This window comes from Streptomyces sp. NPDC093065 (assembly GCF_044754585.1).
In the GTDB taxonomy this organism is placed as follows: domain Bacteria; phylum Actinomycetota; class Actinomycetes; order Streptomycetales; family Streptomycetaceae; genus Streptomyces.
Map to the genome: position 1 here is coordinate 123,472 of NZ_JBIVPJ010000022.1, position 17,991 is coordinate 141,462.

The following is a 17,991-nucleotide window of genomic DNA, read 5'->3' on the forward strand; positions in this document are numbered from 1 at the left end:
AACAGGGGGCGGGCCCTTCCGCACAGCCACGGGCAGCCGCCGTACCGTTCCAGCTGCGGGCAGTCGTGCCGCTGGGGCGATGGGGGTCCCCCCGCTCGAGCGAAGCCGAGAGTGGGGGAGGGTGGGCGCAGCGGCACCCGGCAAGCGCCGGTGAGCACACCCCACCCCCGCTCAGACGGGCTCAGCGCCTACAAGAACGCGAGATTCACGACCCAGAACGACACCGCAGCCACCACCGCGGCCGCCGGCATCGTGATGAACCACCCCATGATGATGTTCTTCGCGACCCCCCACCGCACGGCATTGACCCGCTTCGTAGCCCCCACACCCATGATCGCCGAAGTGATCACATGCGTCGTCGAGATCGGCGCGTGGAAGATGAACGCCGACCCGAACATGATCGACGCCCCCGTCGTCTCCGCGGCAAACCCCTGCGGCGGATCCAACTCGATGATCTTCCGCCCCAGCGTCCGCATGATCCGCCACCCACCGGCGTACGTCCCCGCGGACAGCATCAGCGCACAGGCGAGCTTCACCCACACCGGGATCGGATCGCCGTAGTCCTCGACGTCGGCGATGACCAGCGCCATCACCACGATGCCCATCGTCTTCTGCGCGTCCTGCAGACCGTGCCCCAGCGCCATGCCCGCCGCCGACACCGTCTGCGCGATACGGAAGCCGCGCTTCGCCTTGTGCGGATTGGCCCGCCGGAAGATCCACATGATCACGGTCATCACCAGGTAACCGGCGAGCAGACCGATCACCGGCGACACGAACATGGGGATGACGATCTTGTCGACGACCCCGTGCCAGTACACGGTCGTGCTCCCGGCCAGCGCCGCACCGACCATGCCGCCGAACAAGGCGTGCGAGGACGAGGACGGCAGCCCGAAGTACCAGGTGATGAGATTCCAGACGATGGCGCCCACGAGCGCCGCGAAGAGGATCCCCATCCCCTTCGAACCCTCGGGAGTCTCGATGACCCCCTCACTGACGGTCTTGGCCACCCCGGATCCCATGAACGCGCCGGCCAGGTTCATGACCGCGGCCATGGCGAGCGCCGCGCGCGGCGTCAGCGCACGCGTCGACACGGAGGTGGCGATCGCGTTGGCCGAATCGTGGAAGCCGTTGGTGTACGTGAAGAAAAGCGCGACCCCGATGGTCACGACCAGAGCAAAGGTGTCCATGAACGGCTCAGGACTCCTTGACGGCGATGGTCTCCACCGTGTTCGCCACGTGCTCGAACGCGTCGGCCGCTTCCTCCAGCACGTCCACGATCTGCTTGAGCTTCAGCACCTCGATGGCCTCGTACGTGCCGTTGAAGAGGTGCGCGAGCAGCTTGCGGTGGATCTGGTCGGCCTGGTTCTCCAGCCGGTTGACCTCGATCCAGTACTCGGTGAGGTTGTCCATGGTCCGCAGGTTCGGCATGGCCTCGGCGGTCAGCTCGGCGGCCCGCGCCAGCACCTCGATCTGCTGCTCGACGCCCTTGGGCAGTTCCTCGACGTTGTAGAGGACGACCAGGTCGACGGCCTCCTCCATGAAGTCCATGATGTCGTCGAGGGACGAGGCGAGGTTGTAGATGTCCTCGCGGTCGAAGGGCGTGATGAACGAGGAGTTCAGCTGGTGGAAGATCGCGTGCGTGGCGTCGTCACCCGCGTGTTCGGCGGCCCGCATACGCTCTGCGATCTCGGCCCGGGCGGATGCGTCCGCCCCGAGCAGTTCCATCAGGAGCTTGGAGCCCGTGACGATGTTGTCCGCGGAGGCGGCGAACATGTCGTAGAAGCTCGTCTCCCTGGGGGTCAGACGAAAGCGCACGTGGGGTCCTCGGGGTGCATCGGTTTCGGTCAGGCTGATGCTAGGCGCATCATCCGGCCACTGCTAACGGGCCGTCCCCCAGTGTCGCCCATCGGACAGAGTGATGAGCAGGGGGGCGACGTCGGCCGCTCCGGCAAGGGCCCCATACCCGGGAAAGTTCGTTACCATATACCCACCAGGGGTATATGTCCGCCTTCCCCTGAATCCACCGACTCTCCCCGACCCCGGAATCCAGCATGGAGGACGCGATGACGACCACAGAGGCCGGCGCGGGTGCGCCCTCCCCCGCCGCGGACCGGGCGGTGAGCCAGGCCGAGACGGACGGCACGGACATTGTGACCGACCACGACCGCGGCGTGCACGGGTACCACAAGCAGAAGGCGGAGCACCTCAAGCGCCTGCGCCGCATCGAGGGCCAGATCCGCGGCCTGCAGCGCATGGTCGACGAGGACGTCTACTGCATCGACATACTGACCCAGGTCTCCGCCTCCACGAAGGCCCTCCAGTCCTTCGCACTGCAACTGCTCGAAGAACACCTGCGCCACTGCGTCGCCGACGCGGCCCTCAAGGGCGGCACCGAGATCGACGCCAAGGTGGAAGAGGCGACGAAGGCGATCGGCCGCCTACTGCGCACGTGAGCGCTCCTCGGCCACGCGCAGCACCTCGTCGATGCTCTCCAGGCTGAGCCGCTCCCGGGCGGCCGAGGCAGCGATGATCAGCTCGCCGCACAGCTCGATCTCGGCGAGGGCCACGTGGTCCTGAACCGCCGTACCGCCGACCGGAGCCACGCGCGTCACCTCGTCTCTGCCGTCACCGACTTCCTAGAGTAGGGAGCGGCCTACGGACCGCGCATGGCACGGAAGGGCTAGTTCTTGCCGTCCACCGCCCCGCCCGTGCCCCCGTCCGGCTCGCCCGGTTCACCCGGATCGCCCGGCCCGGCGGCGATCTTGCCGGCGTAGATGTCCTGATCCTCGGGCAGCCGTACGCGGACGGCGGCGCCGAAGTCGTACAGCAGCGTCGTCGAGGCGACGTCCACGGTGCCGGTGCCGTCCTCGCGCCCGTTGGAGAAGCTGAAGCGGTGCCGGACCTTGCGGACACGGCCCTCGTCGTCGAGGTAGGCGTCGAAGGGCACCTCGGCGGTGGCGAACCCCTCGGCCGCCGCCGCCAGCGCCTTCCTGTTGCCCTCCGAGGCACCGCGTGCCGCCCGCGCCAGATCGGCGGTCCCCCGGTAGTGCCGCACCTCGACACCGGCCAGCTCGGTGCGCCCCACGAACGTGGCCGTCCGCGTCCCGCGCAGCACCTCGGCGGCGGCGAACGGATCCGTCGCCCCGCCGGTCACCAGGTTGCCGTCGGACAGCGAGTCGGTCTCCACCCGCACCCACTTGTCGTCGGGAACGCCGGCCCCCCGGTTCTTCATGAACAGGGCCCCCGGGGCGAGCAGCTCGGTAATCGGCCGATGCTCGCTCGACCCCGCCGGATCCTGCGGCAGCCGCACCTTCAGCTGCCCGAGCCGCTCCCCGAAGTCGTACACGCCCTCGCCCCGGATGGTCACCCGTGTCCCGCCGCTGGCCATCTGCATCGCGGTCCGCGTCTTGGCGCTCCCGGCGGCCACCAGCCGGTCGGCGGCCCGGTGCAGCACGGCGACGGGATCGCCCCCGCCGGCACCCTCGACGGAGGCCCCCTGCCCGGGACCGGAACACCCGGCGCCCGCCAGACAGACGCAGACCATCCCGCCGGCGAGGGCGAGACGGCCGTCCGTCCGCCAACTCCGCAGCTCCCGCTCCCGCCCGACCATCGCCACCTGCTATCCCAGCCGTCACGCCCGTTCCGGACCCCCTGCCGTCCCGCCTAACGAGGGGCAGGCGACCCCGGTAACGTTGTGGGCGTGGCGCAGCAGGACGGTCTCGAAGCCCCCGGGGACGCCCCGGAACACCTCACGACAACGGTCGAACAGGGCCCCTTCTGCCTGGCCCGCTGCACCTGCGGCTGGCGCGGCCCAGCCCGAAGAGCCAGAAGCCAGGCCCGAACAGACGCCCAATCCCACACCACCACATAGCCACACAGCTACGGCGAGCCACCATGCCGCCCGAGCTACGGGCACCCACTCCGCCCCAACTGCGGGCAGTCGTGCCGCCTGAATTGCGGGCACCCACTCCGCCCCAGCTGCGGGCAGTCGTGCCGCTGGGGCGGCACGGGTGGGCGCAGCGGCACCCGGCAAGCGCCGGTCAGCGCCCCCCCCACCCCCGCCCGACACCCACGCCGTACACCAGTACAGCCGACGCCCGGGGAACCCCGCCCCCCACACACCCGTCTCCTCCCAAGACCCCCCACGGGACGCGGAGACGACATGCACCGGCGCACATTCCTCACCACCACAGCCGCAACCCTCGCGGCAGCCACAGCGGCCTGCACAGGCAAACCCCCCACCACCGACACGGACGCCAAAGCCACCCCAGCCAGAACAGCCACAACCACAACCACAACCACGACCACGACCACGACGGCGCAAGCCGGAAAATCCCCCACCCCCACCACCTGGACCGCCCTCGCCAAGTCCCTCGACGGCCAACTCGTCCGCCCCGGCGACCCCGCCTGGAAAACGACCCACCAGCTCTACAACACCCGCTTCGACACCCTCAAACCCACCGCCGTCGCCTACCCCTCCCACCCCGACGACATCCGCACCGCCCTCTCCTACGCCCGCTCCCACCACATCCCCGTAGCCATCCGCAACGGCGGCCACAGCTACGCCGGTTGGTCCTCCGGCAACGGCCGCCTGATCATCGACGTGTCGAAACTCAACCGCGTCCGCGCCTCCGCCGGCGAGGCGACCGTCGGCGCCGGCGCCAAGCTGATCGACGTCTACCGCGCGCTCGCCGCGAAGAACGTGACCGTCCCCGCCGGCTCCTGCCCCACCGTCGGCATCTCCGGCCTCACCCTCGGCGGCGGCCACGGTGTCGTCTCCCGCGCGTACGGCCTGACCTGCGACAGCCTCACCCGGGCCACCCTGATCACGGCGGACGGCAAGGAGATCACCGCCGACGCGACAGGCGACCACAAGGACCTCTTCTGGGCCCTGCGCGGCGCCGGCAACGCCCACTTCGGCATCGTCACGGAGTTCCACTTCCGCACCCACCCCGCCCCGAGGGCCGTGTCGGCGTACCTGACCTGGCCCTGGCACAAGGCGGCCGCGGCCGTCCGCGCCTGGCAGGAGTGGGGCCCCGACCAGCCCGACGAGATCTGGTCCTCGCTCCACCTGGCCGCCGCCCCCGGCCACACCCCCACCCTCTCGGTCTCCGCCTTCTCCCTCGGCACCTACGGCGAACTCCAGAACGCCGTCGACCGTCTCGCCGACCGCATCGGCTCGCCCGCGAGCCACGTCTCCCTCAAGCGCCGTACCTACGAGGAGTCGATGGAGATGTACGCGGGCTGCTCGTCCTTCTCGACCGACGCCCGCTGCCACCTCCCGGGCTCCGCGCCCGGCCACGCACCGGAGGGCTCGCTCGGCCGCGAGACGTACGCCGCCCGCTCGGACTTCTTCGACCGCTCGATCCCGCCCGCCGGCATCAAGGCCCTGCTCGCGGAGCTCCCCCAGGTACGCGGCGGCGCCGGCAGCATCGCGTTCACGGCGCTCGGCGGGGCGGTGAACCGCGTCTCCCCGACGGCCACCGCGTTCGTGCACCGGCGCTCCCGGACGCTGGCCCAGTACCTCGTCTCCTGGCCACCGGGCACGAGCGGAACGGCGGCACAGTCCTGGCTGGATTCCGCCTACGCCGCGATGCGCCCGTACGCCTCGGGCGCCGCCTACCAGAACTACACCGACCCGAAACTGACGGACTGGCGGAAGGCCTACTACGCAGACGCGGCCCCGCGCCTGGCGCGTCTGAAGCACCAGTACGACCCGGACCGCGTCTTCACCTACCCGCAGGCACTGTGAGCGTCAGGCGGCGAGATCCCGCTCGCCCGACGTCTCGGCGCCGCTCTCCTTGTGCGCCCCCGGGATCACGGCGCCGCGCTCCGCGCCGCCGGACCGCCCTCGCGCGCTGACCAGCCACCCGACCCGGGGCGAGCGCTCGACGGCCCGGGTCAGCGGCGTCAGCAGGGCCATGGCGACGGGCGAAAGCAGCAGCGCGACCGCCGTGCCGAGGGCGAAGCCGCCCACGACGTCCGTCGGATAGTGCACGCCCATGTAGACGCGGGCGAAGCCGCCGAACAGCGCCAGCACGATGGCGGCGATCCCGAACTTCCGGTTGGCGACGAACAGTCCGACGGCCAGGGCCATGCAGAGCGTGGCGTGATCACTCACGAACGAGAAGTCGTTCTTCCCCTCCACGAGCACTTCGAGCCCGTCATGGGACTTGAAGGGCCGGGGCCGTTCGACGAACCCCCGTATCGGCACGTTGACGAGTACGGCGACCCCGGCGGCGAGCGGCGCCCACACGAGAGCGGCCACGTTCGGGGCCGCGTCCTCGCCGCCCCGCCGCCGCACACCCCACCAGCACCACAGCACCAGCAGCACGATCGCGAACAGCAGTCCGTACTCACCGACGAACTCCATGACCCGGTCGAACCAGTGCGGTGCGTCCTTGGCCAGGCCGTTGATGTCGTAGAGCAGCTCGACGTCGGGGTTCGACCCGGATTCGGCGAGTCCAGCCATGATGCTGCGGCCCCTTCGTCATGTCCTGAGGCGCACCGAGCGCGCGCCTCTTCTGCCACCCCCGTGGTCAGCTACACGTCAACAGGAACGCACGGCCCCTGTTGATACGTTCCACACTCCACTGAATGATCACGCAGACGTTATCGAAGAGAGATACGTCGCCGCAGCTCAGGGCAGGGTTTCACGCTGGGTTCAAACCCTCCCATTCACACCGTGGTGGGCAGCGCTTTCGCGCCATCCTCGGTCACCCGGGTGGCCCCGAAGTAGTCGGGGGTGTCAATGGGGTCGAACCGGATCACCGCACCCGTCCGAGGCGCGTCGATCATGTACCCGCCACCCACGTAGATCCCGACGTGCCTGATCGTCCGTGAGTTGGTGAGATCGTCGGAGAAGAACACCAGATCCCCCGGGAGCAGTTCGTCCCGCCCGGGATGCGCCCCCGCGTTGTACTGATCGTTGGCGACCCGGGGCAACTCGATGCCCACACTCTCGTACGCGGCCTTGGTCAGCCCGGAGCAGTCGAACCGCCCACCCTGCTCGGCCGTCCCGTTCCCGCCCCACAGGTACGGCGTCCCGAGCTTCTTCTGCGCGTAGGCGATGGCCCCGGCGGCCTGCTCGGACGGGTCGACTCGGCCGGTGGGCGCGGCGAAGCTCTTCTCCAGGGTCGTGATGACCTTGACGTAGTTCTGCGTCTCCTTGTACGGCGGCACGCCCTGATACTTGATCACCGCATAGGCCCCCGCGTTGTAGGAGGCCAGCATGTTCTCGGTCGGATCGCCGGGCACGTCCTTCACGTACGAGGCGAGGGAGCAGTCGTACGACGCCGCCGACGGAATCGCGTCCGCCGGGTCCCACACGTCGCGGTCCCCGTCCCCGTCCCCGTCGACACCGTGGGTGGCCCACGTCCCGGGGATGAACTGCGCTATCCCCTGCGCCGCCGCCGCGCTCTGCGCCCTCGGGTTGAACCCGCTCTCCTGGTACAACTGGGCTGCGAGCAGCGCGGGGTTGATGGCGGGACAGAGATTGCCCCACTTCTGCACGATCGGCTGGTACGCCGCGGGCACGCTCCCCTTGGCGAGCCTCTTGGCCCCGCCGCCCGCCCCGCCGGCCAGGTTCCCGGCGACGAGGTAGACCCCCACGACGAGCAGCATCACGAAGCCCATCCCGAGGGCAACCGCGACACCGGCACCGACCCACATCTTGCGCATGGTTCAACCATCCCCCATGGACACGCTGTTCAGTGACGTTTCCCGGCCATGTCGCCGGGCCGACCGCGTACGAAGGATGGGCCCCGGTCCACCCTTTCTCGCCCCAGCGCTCTCCGCAGCCGACAGCCCAGCAGTCGGTGACACCCGATCAGGGCCTAACGACCGAACCGCAGCACAGGTTTCGCTTACGCATCGTTGCCAGCCATGTCCCGCCGTGATACACAGAGTGACGATACGACCACCAGGAGCCGTCCCGGCGCCAATCGAACAGTCGGCGCCGGGCGGTGACAGGCTGTTCGCACCAAACCCGCCAAACAATGACGCCAAGGCGACATGCGACGGCGTCATCGTCGGCGACAATGAGGCTTGACCTCTGCATGTCCGCAGAGGGTGCGGAACTACCCAACAGGGGCGGTGACTTACATGCTCTTTGCGGCCGACGAGGGAGACATCAACACCATCATCGGGGGGATCGCCCCGGACTGGGGCCCCTTCGGCAGCCTGGGCAACGAGGCCAAGGTCATGATCGAGGTGGTGATGGCCGTCGCCATCCTGCTCTGCCTCGGCATCGCCATCTGGGGCGCCGCCAAGCAGCGCATCGGCGCCACGGCACTGCGGGACACCTTCAGCGCGGAGCAGGGCAAGGGCCTGATCATCGCGGGCCTGACGGGCGTGTTCATCATCGGCTCGCTCGGCACGCTCTTCACCATCGTGTACGGGATGGCCGTGTAGCCCGGCACTCATCCGTCCCTTCCCCTCCACCCCACCCGCCCGTCGTGCCAACCGGCTGAGGTTGCGTTTCCCTGATGTCGAGTCATAACACCGCGCCCGAGCAGGACCCAGCACGGCTACCGTCGTACGTACACGGCCGACCCGACGTCGAGGGGGCGTACGCGGCATGAGTCTCGGAGACGATCACCACTCGTCCGGCGATTACGGCGGCACCGGCGGGACCCGGCTCCGGCTCCCGGAGGAGGACGGCGGCCCCCGACGCGGCGGCCGCTCCTCCTCGCGGAGCCTGGTCACCGTGGTCGGCGTCGTCGTCCTGCTCATCGCGGCGATCGCCTTCGCGAACCGTGGAGGAGACGGTTCCGCATCCGCGGAGGGCGGCGGGGGCGACAAGCCGAAGACATCGGCAACGGCCCCCTCGGGAACGCGCCCCGTCCAGTCGGGCTTCGCCCACGACGAGCAGGGGGCACAGAGCGCGGCGGCGAACTACGCGGTGGCTCTCGTATCGGCTGACATCCTCAAGCCTGCCCGGCGGGACGAGATCGTGCGGCAGGTCTTCGTGGCTGACAAGCAAGCCGCTCTCGCCAGCAAGTTCGACAAGGTCTACAGCAGAGAGTTCCTGAGCTCCATCGGCCTGGACAAGGACGGCAACGCCACAGGTGGCAACACCTACGTCTCCCGCACCATGCCGATCGGGACCAAGACGACGCAGTATGCCGACACAGCGGCGACGGTGGACGTCTGGTGCACGGGTGTATTCGGCATCGCGGGTGAAAAGACCACCACCCCCGTCAGCAGCGACTGGTTCACCCTGACTCTGCAGTTGCGCTGGGTGGACAACGACTGGAAGGTCGAGTCCTTCTCCCAGAAGGACGGCCCCGCGCCCGTCCCCGGAGACAACAAGGCCTCCACCGCCGACGAGATGTCCAAGGCCGTCCAGGAGTACGGAGGGTTCTCGTATGCCCGCTGACCAGCGTCGCGTACTCAAGGCGGCAGCCGCCTTGACCGCCGTGCAGGCCACGCTCGTGCTGCTCGCCACGCGAGCCGCAGCCGCACCCACACCATCGCCGGACGACAACTGCGATCTCATCGTGGGCCCCGCCAAGGACTACTGCGAACGAGGCGAAGGCACAGCCCAGCGCAGCGGTGGGACCTCCGACACCCTCCCCTCCACCCTCGACCCCCTCTCCTCCCTCGCCAAGGGCTGTGCCGACGCCGCCGCCTGGACCGTCGACACGCTCAGCAGCGCCGTGAAGAACACCGCCGACGTCGACTTCACGAACAACACGTTCCTCAAGCAGTACGCCGTCGTCTTCGCGGCGTCCGCGTTCCTGACCCTGGTCCTCTGGCTGCTCGCGGTCGCCAAACGCGCCGTCCGCGGCGTCCCGCTCACCACCGCGCTCTCCGAGGCCGTCGGGTTCCTCTGGCTCACCGTGCTCGCGTCGGCCTTCACGCCGCTGATCCTGTACACGGTCGTGTCGGCCACCGACGCCGTGACCGACGTCCTGGCCAAGGGCACCGGCGACCAGACGGACACTTTCTTCGGCACGTTCTCCGAGGCCCTGAAACAGGGCAACGACATCGGCGGCGGCCCGATCATGCTGATCCTGGTGTCGTTCGTGTCGATCGTCGCCGCCGGCGTCCTCTACCTGGAGCTGTACCTGCGCGCCGTCCTGCTCTACGTCGGCGCCCTGCTCGGCGTCGTCGTCTACGCCGGCCTGGTCGACAAGAACCTGTGGGGCCACGTCCGCCGCTGGGCGGGCATCATGATCGCCGTGATCATGGTGAAGCCCGTCATCGTCATCGTGCTGGGCCTCGCCGGCGCGCTGACCACGGCGGACGGACCCGACTCCGTCGCCGCGATCGTGTCCGGCCTCGCCATCATCCTGCTCGCGATCTTCGCCTCCGCGATGATCTACCGCTTCGTCCCCGGCTTCGGCGACGAGATCGCCAACGGCCGCAACAACCGCATCATGCAGGGCGCCGAGGGCAAGGCCGCCGCCGTGATCAGCTCCCCGGCGAACCTCGTCGCGCAGGGCATCAGAACCCACAGCGCCCGCAGCAACGGCGACGGCGGCGGACAGTCCTCCTCCTCCGCAGTCGCCCGCCCCTCGAACCCCGCCTCCGGCGGAGTCGCCGCGCACAGCTCGCGTCCCTCGAACGGCGGCGGAAATGTCCCCTCCGCCGCACCCGCACCGCGCTCCGGCAGCCCGGTGAACACACCGCACGCAAGCAACACCCGCAACACTCGCAACAGCCAGAGCACAGGAGGTGACGGGCGTTGACGACCGAGTCCCCCATGTCCCATACGGTCACGCCCCGCCGTACGTATCTGATCGGCCGCGCCCGGCCGAACGCGATCGTCGGCCGCAACCGCGAGACCGGTGAGATCGCGCTGATCGTCGCGGGCGCGTTCCTCGGCATGATGTGCGGGCTCCTCGTCCCCGTCCTGAGCCTGCGCATCGTGCTGCTCGCCGGCTTCCCGATGCTCGCGCTGGCGGCGGTCTACGTGCCGTACAACCACCGCACGTTCTACCGGTGGTTCGAGATCAACCGCAGCTACAAGCGCACGCTCCGCAACGGCACCACCTACCGTTCCGGCGCCATCGAGGCGGGCACCAGGATCGACGGCCGCGAGGTCGAGGTCGGCCCGCCGCCCGGCATCGGCCGCATCTCCTGGCTGGCGGCGCCCTTCGGGCCGGACGAGATCGCCGTACTCCTGCACGCCGACCGCAAGACGGTGACGGCCGCCATCGAGATCGAGGGGCCCGGCGTCGGCCTGCGCGACTCCGAGGACCAGGAAGCCCTCGTCGACCGCTTCGGCACCCTGCTCAAGCACGTGGCCAACGGCGACGGCTTCGTCACCCGCATCCAGATGCTCGCCCGTACCCTCCCGGCCGACCCGGACGCGCACGCCAAGGACGTCACCCAGCGCGGCGACGACAAGGCACCGCCGTGGCTGCAGCAGTCGTACGACCAGCTGCAGTCGATGGTGTCCACCAGCAGCGAGCAGCACCGCGCCTACCTGATCGCCTGCATGCACTACAACCGCGAGCTGGCCGCCGAGGCCCACACCATGGCCCGCGCCGCCCGGCCGCACAGCGGACGCAAGCTGGACCGGGACGCCGGCCTCGCGGTCGTCATGGCCCGCGAGCTGACCGACATCTGCTCGCGCCTCCAGGAGGCCGACATCCGCGTGCGCCAGCCGCTCGGCCAGGGCCGGCTCGCCTCCCTGATCCACGCCATGTACGACCCGGACCACCCCATCGACCACATCCAGGCGATGACCAAGCGCAACGCCTGGCCGGCCGAGCTGGACGCCATGGAGCCCACCTACCTCCAGGCCAAGACCCGCGAGTCCGCCACCCGCGCCCCCTGGTGCCACGCCACCGCCTGGATCAAGGAGTGGCCGATGACCCCGGTGGGCGTCAACTTCCTCGCGCCCCTCCTCGTCCACACCCCGGACGTCATCCGCACCGTCGCCGTCACGATGGACCTCGAACCCACCGAGGTCGCCATCGAGCGCATGCTGACCGAGAAGACCAACGACGACGCCGAGGCGTCCCGCGCCGCCAAGATGAACCGGACCGTGGACCCCCGCGACATCGCCGCCCACGGCCGCCTGGACCAGCGCGGCGAGGACCTCGCCAGCGGCGCGGCCGGCGTCAACCTGGTCGGCTACATCACCGTCTCCTCCCGCACCCCCGAGGCCCTGGCCCGCGACAAGCGGACGATAAGGGCGTCGGCCGGAAAGTCGTACCTGAAACTGGAGTGGTGCGACCGTGAGCACCATCGCGCCTTCGTGAACACTCTTCCGTTCGCCACCGGCATCCGAAGGTAGGGGCTGAGCCTGATGCGGGACCCGCTGTCCGTCCTCACCGACGCGTTCACGTCCTTCCTGTTCGGGAAGGTGGAGACGACCCGCCTCCCCGTCCGCACGTCCACCGGCCAGGCCCAGGCCGTCTACCTGCCGACCGCCGCCCCCGGCCTCGGCGACTCCGGCGTGATCATCGGCCGCGAGGTCTACTCCGGCAAGGGCTACATCTACGACCCCTTCCAGCTCTACGGCCAGCAGCTCCCCGCCCCGCACTGGCTGGTGCTCGGCGAGTCCGGCAACGGCAAGTCGGCCCTGGAGAAGACGTACGTCCTGCGCCAGCTGCGCTTCCGCGACCGCCAGGTCGTCGTCCTGGACGCCCAGGGCGAGGACGGCGTCGGCGAGTGGAACCTCATCGCCGAGGAGCTGGGCATAACCCCCATCCGCCTCGACCCGATGGCCGCCCTGGACCACGGCATCCGCCTCAACCCGCTGGACCCGGCGATCACGACGACGGGCCAGCTGGCGCTGCTCCGGACGATCATCGAGGTCGCGATGGGCCACGGCCTGGACGAGCGCTCCGGCTTCGCGCTCAAGGTCGCGCACGCCTACGTCAACGAGACCATCGTCGAACGCCAGCCGGTCCTCACCGACATCGTCGAGCGGCTCCGCCACCCCGAGCCGGAGTCCGCCGAGGCGATGAACGTCGCCATAGACGACGTACGGGCCTGGGGCCTGGACGTGGCCCTCGTCCTGGACCGTCTCGTCGACGGTGACCTGCGCGGCATGTTCGACGGCCCGACGACCGTCGGCATCGACCTCGACGCCCCGCTCATCGTCTTCGACCTCTCGCACATCGACCGCAATTCCATCGCGATGCCGATCCTCATGGCCATCGTGGGCGTCTGGCTGGAGCACACCTGGATCCGCCCCGACCGGAAGAAGCGCATCTTCCTGGTCGAGGAGGCCTGGCACATCATCAACAGCCCGTTCGTGGCGCAGCTGTTCCAGCGGCTCCTGAAGTTCGGCCGTCGCCTCGGCCTGTCGTTCGTAGCGGTGGTGCACCACCTGTCCGACGTCGTCGACGGCGCGGCGGCCAGAGAGGCCGCGGCCATCCTCAAGATGGCCTCCACCCGCACCATCTACGCCCAGAAGGCCGACGAGGCACGGGCCACCGGGCGCGTCCTCGGCCTGCCCCGCTGGGCGGTGGAGATCATCCCCTCCCTCACCCCCGGCATCGCGGTGTGGGACGTCAACGGCAACGTCCAGGTGGTCAAACACCTGATCACCGAGACCGAACGCCCCCTGGTCTTCACCGACCGCGCGATGACCGAGTCCTCCTCCGACCTGACCGACGACGCCCTGCGCGCCGCGGAGCTGGAGGCGGAGGAGCGGGCGGCGGCGTTCATGGAGCAGCACATCGGCGACTCGTCGGAATCGACGGTGGCGTAGAACGCCGGGCAGGCACCCGGCGCAGGAGAGACGGAGAGGCACCGGACGCATGAGACCGGACGACCGCCGCGGTCAGCGGCCGGCCCAGGGCGGCATCCCCGACGGCCTGCTGATCGGCATGCTGGCCTTCCTACTCGGCATGACCCTGCTGGTGTGGACGGCGACCTGCCTGTCCGCCCTGTTCGCCCACGGCGCCTGGCCCGACGGCGTCAGCTTCACCGGCACCCCGCGGGCCATGCGCCAACTGGTCGCCGAGCCCCACGACATCCCCGGCGCCTGGCCGGACGCCCCCGAGACGGCACTCTCCGGGTACGGGCTCTTCTGGGGGCTGTTCATCGGGCAGCTCATGGTGCTGGTGGTGCTCGCCGTGTTCGTGATGGGCACGGTGGCGAGGTGGCGCGCGGTACGACAACGACGGCGCGAGGCGCCGACACCGGTGGCGCAGGAGACACCGGTCGAGGGGACGCCGACGGTCCGGGAGACCCTGATCCAGGACGTACCGGTGCACGAAGTGCCCACCCCGAGGGCCCCGCAGCAAGCCCCAGAGACTCCACACACTCCGGCTCAGGAGCCCGACCACCCCTCAGCTTCTCTGCTCGACGGCAAACGGGTGGGCGGGTGGGAAACCAGCCGCACCGAAGGCGCGGTGCACTACGGCCCAAGGGAAAGCCGTCACGCAACGGCCGTCCAGACCCTGCGGGACGCAGACGGCACCGCCCTCGTCGTCACCTCCAACCCCGCCCTCTGGTCGGAGACCAAGGACGCCCGCGCCAAACTCGGCCCCACCCACCTCTACGACCCGAACCACCTCTGCGACACCCCCGCCCGCTTCCACTGGTCCCCCACCCCGGGCTGCGAGGACAAACAGACGGCCACCGCCAGAGCCGCCGCCCTCCTGGCCCCGGTACGCCCCACCGCCCGCCTCGACCAGGCGGTCGCCGACACGGCCGAACTACTGCTGCGCAGCTACCTGCACGCCGCCGCCATCGACGGTCGCACCGTCCGCCACGTCCACCGCTGGTCCCAGGGCCTCCAGGTACAGGACGCCGTCCGTGTCCTGCGCACCCACCCCAAGGCCGCCCCCGGTGCCGCGGGCGAGCTCGAGGGGTCCCTCACCGCCCACCCCGAACGCCGGGACATGGCCCAGCAGCTGACCGCCCGGGCCCTGGCCGCCCTCTCCACGGTCAATATCCGCGAGGCCTGCACTCCCAACCGAAATGATGCCCTCGCCTTGGATTCCTTCGTTCACGAACAGGGCACCCTTTACGTGGTGGGGGAATCCATTGAGGACCCCCGTACGAGCGCGGGCGCGATGCCGCTGCTGACCGCGCTCGTCTCCAGCGTGGTCGAGCGCGGCCGGCGCATGGCCGAACGGTCATCCTCCGGTCGCCTCGACCCACCAATGACACTCGTCCTGGACGACGTCGCCGCCGTGGCCCCGCTTCCCCAGCTCCCCGAGCTGCTGGCCGGCGGCACGGACCTGGGCCTGCCGACCCTGGCCCTGCTCCGCTCCCGCGAACAGGGCCGGGCCCGCTGGCCCCACGACGAACTCCCGGTCTGACAGGGCCTCGAACGGGCGACCCGTCAGCGTTCGAGCACGTACTCCAACTCGTGGTCACCGGGCCCGCCCACCAGCGGCACCGTCCGCCCGCTCGGCGCGAACCCGGCCTTGCGGTAGGCCGCCTGCGCCCGCCCGTTGTCGGGATGGACGATGAGCCGCATCCGCTCCACGCCGTGCGCCCACGCCCAGTCGAGACCGGCGTCGAACAGTGCCTTGGTCAGCCCGCTCCCCCGCCACTCGGTCCGCACGAACACCCCGACGACATGCCCCTGCCGCCGCTCCACGGGAAATCCGGCCCAGTCCGTCGACCCGGCCTCCTCCACGAGCACCGTCAGCGTGCCGAGCCACAGCCCGCCGGGCCCCTCGGCCACGATCTGCTGCGCCCCCGAAGCGCCATCGGCACCACCGGCCGCCCGCTCCCGCCAGAAGGAGTCCGGACGCGCCGCGGCGTCCTCGTACGTCTCCAGAAACGCGAGGTGCGCGAGCGGATCCCGCAGCGCGCGCAGGCGCAGCTCCTTCACCGCGCGCCACTCGTCGGCGCGTATGGAGCGGATCACGTAGTCACCGGGGACCGAGGCACTCATGCCGGCCACCGTAATACCCGGGTACTACGGCTCTCACCTCATATACGGCCCCCGGAAGGACGCCCGGCGGCCCCTGAACCCCGACGATGGTCGGATGGACCACGTGGACCCCTCGCAGCCCCTCCCGGAGGACCGGACGGCCGAGCCGCTCACCGAGTACGTCCAGCGCGTCAATCGCCGGGTCCGCGCCTTCGACCGCCGCCGCCCCCTCGTCTGGGACCTGCTCCTCACCGGCTTCTGGGTCGCCGCCGCCCTGGTCGACGCGTCGGGCGGCTGGCGCAACGTCGCACGCGACCCGGACCTCCCCGTGGGCCTCGTCGTCGCCCTCAGCCTCGCCCTCTCCGTACCGCTTCTGTGGCGCCGCAGCCACCCCGGGGCCGCCCTCCTCGCCACGCTGCCCGCGGCCCTGGTGAACGCCTGGTCGGGCGCCGCGCTCCAGGCCGCCCTGCTCCAGCTCCTCCTCGTCCACCACATCGCGCTGCGGCTGTCGCTGCGCAACCTCTGGTGGGCGGTGGCCCTAGTGACGACCCCGGTCTGTGTCACGGTCGCCCGCTACGGGGACGACGCCGGCTCCTGGAGCCAGCAGATCGGCTCGCAGCTCCTCTCCACCGGCGTCGCCGCCCTCATCGGCATCACGGTCCGCGCCCGGCGCGACCACACCGAGGTCCTCGAAGACCGGGCCCGCCGCCTGGAAACCGAACGCGACCAGCAGGTGAGGCTCGCGGCAGCCGCGGAACGCGCGCGCATAGCCCGGGAGATGCACGACATCATCGGTCACAACCTCTCCGTCATCACCGGCCTCGCCGACGGCGGCCGGTACGCCGCCGCCAAGTCCCCCGACCGCGCCGCCCAGGCCCTCGACGCCATCGGCACCACCAGCCGCCAGGCCCTGGGCGAGCTCCGCCGCCTCCTGGACGTCCTGCGCGACGACGCCCAGGACGGCGGCCCCGCGGCACCCGAACTGGCCCCGCAGCCGGCCCTCACCGACCTCGACCGCCTTCTCGACGGCGTCCGCCGCGCCGGGCTGCCCGTCCGCGAGACGGTCAACGGCGAACCCACCCTCCCGGAGGGCCGCCAGCTCACCCTCTACCGCGTCGTCCAGGAAGCCCTCACCAACAGCCTCAAACACGCCGGCCCGGACGCCACCGCCCACATCGAGCTGTCCTACGGGGCGGGCGGCGCCGTCACCCTCACCGTCACCGACACGGGCCGGGCTGCCCCGCTCCCGCGCCCCGACCTCACCGGCGGCCGCGGCCTGCCCGGAATGCGCGAACGAACGGCCCTGTACGGGGGCACACTTGAGGCCGGACCACGCCCGGCACCCGAGCAGGGCTGGCGCGTCCACCTGCACCTACCGGAGGAACCCCCGCAGTGACCACCGTCCTCATAGCCGACGACCAGCCCCTCCAGCGCTTCGGCTTCCGCATGCTCCTGGAGAGCCAGGACGACATGACGGTCGTGGGCGAGGCCGCCGACGGCGCCGAAGCCACCCGGCTGACGGCCGAGCTCCGTCCCGACGTCGTCCTCATGGACGTCCGCATGCCCGGCCTTGACGGCATCGAGGCGACCCGCCGCATCGTCGCGGGCGGCGGCCGCTCCCGCGTCCTCATCCTCACCACCTTCGACCTCGACGAGTACGCCTACTCCAGCCTGCGCGCCGGCGCGTCCGGCTTCCTCGTCAAGGACGCCCAGCCGGAGGAACTCCTCGCCGGCATCCGCGCGGTGGCCACCGGCGACGCGGTGGTCGCCCCGAGCCTGACCCGCCGACTCCTCGACGCATACGCCCACCACCTGCCGGCCACCACGGGGCCGGACGGCTCCGCGGATTCCCCCTCCGGTTCCGCCGATGCCCGCCTGACTCCGCTCACGGAACGCGAGACCGAGATCCTGCGGGTGATGGGCCAGGGCTGGACCAACACGGAGATAGCGGAGCGCTTCCACCTGGCCGAATCGACGGTCAAAACCCATGTGGGCCGCATCCTGGCCAAGACGGGCTCGAGAGACCGCGTGCAGGCGGTCATCCTGGCCTACGAAACAAAACTGGTGGGCCGACAATAGGGCCCTGAAGAGCCCGTAAAACGCAGAAAGCCCCGCACCGTTCCCGGTGCGGGGCTTTCCCGTAATAATTGTTCGGCGGCGTCCTACTCTCCCACAGGGTCCCCCCTGCAGTA

The 17,991-nt window shown here is 70.3% G+C and carries 17 protein-coding genes; 10 read left to right on the top strand and 7 right to left on the bottom strand.

Translation table 11 applies throughout. The features are described from left to right. Positions 1 to 188 precede the first annotated feature (188 nt). Together pitH and ACIQFU_RS31075 are read right to left on the bottom strand one after the other, a co-directional pair. Positions 189 to 1,187: a low-affinity phosphate transporter PitH gene (gene pitH, locus ACIQFU_RS31070; protein ID WP_402555926.1), complete on the bottom strand. Its 999-nt coding sequence runs from the start codon at positions 1,185 to 1,187 to the stop codon at positions 189 to 191. A gap of 7 nt (positions 1,188 to 1,194) precedes the next feature. Next, a complete protein-coding gene (locus tag ACIQFU_RS31075) occupies positions 1,195 to 1,815 on the bottom strand; it encodes a DUF47 domain-containing protein (protein ID WP_122621147.1) in 621 nt (206 codons plus the stop codon). A gap of 248 nt (positions 1,816 to 2,063) precedes the next feature. Here ACIQFU_RS31075 and ACIQFU_RS31080 point away from each other — a divergent pair, with 248 nt between their 5' ends. Then, positions 2,064 to 2,453: a metal-sensitive transcriptional regulator gene (locus ACIQFU_RS31080; RefSeq protein WP_402555927.1), complete on the top strand. Its 390-nt coding sequence runs from the start codon at positions 2,064 to 2,066 to the stop codon at positions 2,451 to 2,453. Here the strand turns inward: ACIQFU_RS31080 and ACIQFU_RS31085 are convergent. Next, positions 2,439 to 2,603, bottom strand: coding sequence for a hypothetical protein (locus ACIQFU_RS31085; RefSeq protein WP_007451049.1), 165 nt, complete (start codon positions 2,601 to 2,603; stop codon positions 2,439 to 2,441). The two genes, ACIQFU_RS31080 and ACIQFU_RS31085, sit on opposite strands and share 15 nt — an antisense overlap. A gap of 77 nt (positions 2,604 to 2,680) precedes the next feature. After that, entirely contained in the window at positions 2,681 to 3,610 is a 930-nt protein-coding gene (locus ACIQFU_RS31090) for a hypothetical protein (RefSeq protein WP_402555950.1), read from the bottom strand. A 552-nt stretch (positions 3,611 to 4,162) separates the two neighbouring features. On the opposite strand from ACIQFU_RS31090, the gene ACIQFU_RS31095 reads away from it, so the two are divergent. Beyond that, entirely contained in the window at positions 4,163 to 5,752 is a 1,590-nt protein-coding gene (locus ACIQFU_RS31095; protein ID WP_402555929.1) for an FAD-binding oxidoreductase, read from the top strand. Between the two features lie 3 nt (positions 5,753 to 5,755). Here ACIQFU_RS31095 and ACIQFU_RS31100 read toward each other — a convergent pair whose 3' ends face one another. Beyond that, entirely contained in the window at positions 5,756 to 6,472 is a 717-nt protein-coding gene (locus tag ACIQFU_RS31100) for a phosphatase PAP2 family protein (protein WP_402555930.1), read from the bottom strand. Positions 6,473 to 6,678: 206 nt separating this feature from the next. Next, on the bottom strand, positions 6,679 to 7,680 hold the full coding sequence (locus ACIQFU_RS31105; RefSeq protein ID WP_402555932.1) for an NlpC/P60 family protein: 1,002 nt from the start codon (positions 7,678 to 7,680) through the stop codon (positions 6,679 to 6,681). A 423-nt stretch (positions 7,681 to 8,103) separates the two neighbouring features. On the opposite strand from ACIQFU_RS31105, the gene ACIQFU_RS31110 reads away from it, so the two are divergent. The 6 genes from ACIQFU_RS31110 to ACIQFU_RS31135 all read left to right on the top strand — a co-directional run bounded on the left by ACIQFU_RS31110 (position 8,104) and on the right by ACIQFU_RS31135 (position 15,236). Next, positions 8,104 to 8,412, top strand: a complete 309-nt coding sequence (locus ACIQFU_RS31110) for a hypothetical protein (RefSeq protein ID WP_019526682.1) — start codon at positions 8,104 to 8,106, stop codon at positions 8,410 to 8,412. A gap of 166 nt (positions 8,413 to 8,578) precedes the next feature. Continuing rightward, on the top strand, positions 8,579 to 9,379 hold the full coding sequence (locus ACIQFU_RS31115; RefSeq protein WP_402555933.1) for a hypothetical protein: 801 nt from the start codon (positions 8,579 to 8,581) through the stop codon (positions 9,377 to 9,379). Beyond that, positions 9,369 to 10,694 (top strand): hypothetical protein, encoded by a 1,326-nt coding sequence (locus ACIQFU_RS31120; protein ID WP_402555935.1) that lies wholly within the window; start codon positions 9,369 to 9,371, stop codon positions 10,692 to 10,694. The genes ACIQFU_RS31115 and ACIQFU_RS31120 overlap by 11 nt, the downstream gene beginning before the upstream one ends. A 14-nt stretch (positions 10,695 to 10,708) precedes the next feature. Next, a complete protein-coding gene (locus ACIQFU_RS31125) occupies positions 10,709 to 12,250 on the top strand; it encodes an SCO6880 family protein (protein WP_402555952.1) in 1,542 nt (513 codons plus the stop codon). Positions 12,251 to 12,262: 12 nt separating this feature from the next. Then, positions 12,263 to 13,675 carry an ATP-binding protein gene (locus tag ACIQFU_RS31130; RefSeq protein ID WP_373904293.1) on the top strand — a complete coding sequence of 471 codons (1,413 nt, stop codon included), beginning with the start codon at positions 12,263 to 12,265 and terminating at the stop codon, positions 13,673 to 13,675. Between the two features lie 49 nt (positions 13,676 to 13,724). Continuing rightward, a complete protein-coding gene (locus ACIQFU_RS31135; protein ID WP_402555937.1) occupies positions 13,725 to 15,236 on the top strand; it encodes a type VI secretion protein in 1,512 nt (503 codons plus the stop codon). A 23-nt stretch (positions 15,237 to 15,259) separates the two neighbouring features. Here the strand turns inward: ACIQFU_RS31135 and ACIQFU_RS31140 are convergent, their stop codons facing one another. After that, the gene (locus tag ACIQFU_RS31140; RefSeq protein WP_402555939.1) at positions 15,260 to 15,820 is read right to left on the bottom strand and encodes a GNAT family N-acetyltransferase; all 561 of its coding nucleotides are present in this window, start codon (positions 15,818 to 15,820) and stop codon (positions 15,260 to 15,262) included. 94 nt (positions 15,821 to 15,914) lie between these two features. Between ACIQFU_RS31140 and ACIQFU_RS31145 the strand changes: the two genes are divergently transcribed. Together ACIQFU_RS31145 and ACIQFU_RS31150 are read left to right on the top strand one after the other, a co-directional pair. Beyond that, positions 15,915 to 17,195: a sensor histidine kinase gene (locus ACIQFU_RS31145; protein WP_402555940.1), complete on the top strand. Its 1,281-nt coding sequence runs from the start codon at positions 15,915 to 15,917 to the stop codon at positions 17,193 to 17,195. Next, positions 17,192 to 17,878: a response regulator gene (locus tag ACIQFU_RS31150; protein WP_402555942.1), complete on the top strand. Its 687-nt coding sequence runs from the start codon at positions 17,192 to 17,194 to the stop codon at positions 17,876 to 17,878. The genes ACIQFU_RS31145 and ACIQFU_RS31150 overlap by 4 nt, the downstream gene beginning before the upstream one ends. Positions 17,879 to 17,991 lie beyond the last annotated feature (113 nt).